This window comes from Deinococcus sp. Leaf326 (assembly GCF_001424185.1).
Lineage (GTDB): Bacteria > Deinococcota > Deinococci > Deinococcales > Deinococcaceae > Deinococcus.
The window spans coordinates 1-1,211 of record NZ_LMOM01000003.1 but is presented as its reverse complement, the minus strand read 5'-3'; the positions used below and the strand labels follow the sequence as shown (position 1 = coordinate 1,211).

Annotated in this window: 1 protein-coding gene; it reads right to left on the bottom strand. The window is 59.5% G+C overall.

Annotated elements, in window-relative coordinates; all coding sequences use genetic code 11:
• On the bottom strand, nt 1–464 hold a 464-nt coding region (locus tag ASF71_RS04390; protein ID WP_235514123.1), incomplete at its 3' end, for a PAS domain S-box protein.
• Nucleotides 465–1,211 lie beyond the last annotated feature (747 nt).

Below are 1,211 nucleotides of genomic sequence, written 5' to 3'. Positions count from 1 at the left end.
GGCATGAGCTCGCCGTCCACCTGCAGGAACTGGGCGGGGGCGTCCGGGGTCTGCGGCGGGGTATGAGGCTGAACCTGGAGCTCGACCCGCTGGGGCCCAGGGGTGGTGAAGACGCGGCGCAGGAACAGCGCGAAACTGCTGGCGTCGTTGCGGCTGAGAAAAGCCGAGAAGCGCCGGCCGCCGAGGCGCGAGCGGTCCATGCCGAGTTGGCGCGCGGCCTGCAGGTTGCACAGGGCGATCATGCCCGCCTGGTCGAGAGTGAGGTAGCCGACGGGGGCATGCTCGAAGAGTTCGGTGTAGTGCTGCCGGGCCTGTTCGAGGTCGAGGTTGGCCTGGGCCAGACTCTCGTTCTGGAGTTCGAGTTCGATCTGGTGGACCTGAAGCTCGTGGCGCTGCTCCAGCAGTTGGGCGACGAGCTGCTCGGGGTCCATCTCCTGGAGTTCCGCCGTGGACGCTGACGACAATAAGGCCAACCTTTTGGCCTTGCTGAGAAGGTGGGTTGGCGTGGCTGATGCGCTGCTCGTTCCGGTATCCATAGCGTCTCCAGACGTGCGACCTACGACGGCAGCACAGATTCTGACCTTAAGTTAAAGGGGAATCTTCATGCAATAAGTAAGCAGACTGTTTTGTGAGTTACAGATTGGCTAAGGCCCATGGTCAAGTGACTCATGAAATATTGAAAAAATCGAGGAGCGCAGCCAGAAAGAACACTGTTTTTTCTGCAGACTTCTCCGCACTATCGCTATCGTGGCCTTACATCAACTCCCCAGACTTCGCTGGTACAAGCAGTGAGCCGAACCCCGGAGCAGGTTCGGCTTGGCTGATGTTCACAGTGTTGAGGATCAGTTGATCAGCGGCACGTAGCCCTAATCCCGTAGCGTATGGAATCGGTTCTGTCCTTCAGGCCCTGTTCTTGACGAACATAGCTTCCCGCTCCCGCTCACTGCCTGGAAGTGCACCGAGCTGCTGCTCAACAGCGCAGGCTAGGCCCCAGAGCAGCGCCGCAGGATAGGCATCGACGATCCGGGAGGCGGCGTCAAACTCGCTGAAGATCGCCGCCCGCAGGTCCTCCGGAGCTGCTTGACGTGACCCCTGTTTCTCAGTCCACTCCGATTGCGACAAGATGGGCAATCTGGAGGCGCGATGAAAGGAAAACGGTACACCGAGCAGCAGATTCTAAGCATTCTTGAACAGGTCGATAGAGGTCAGTC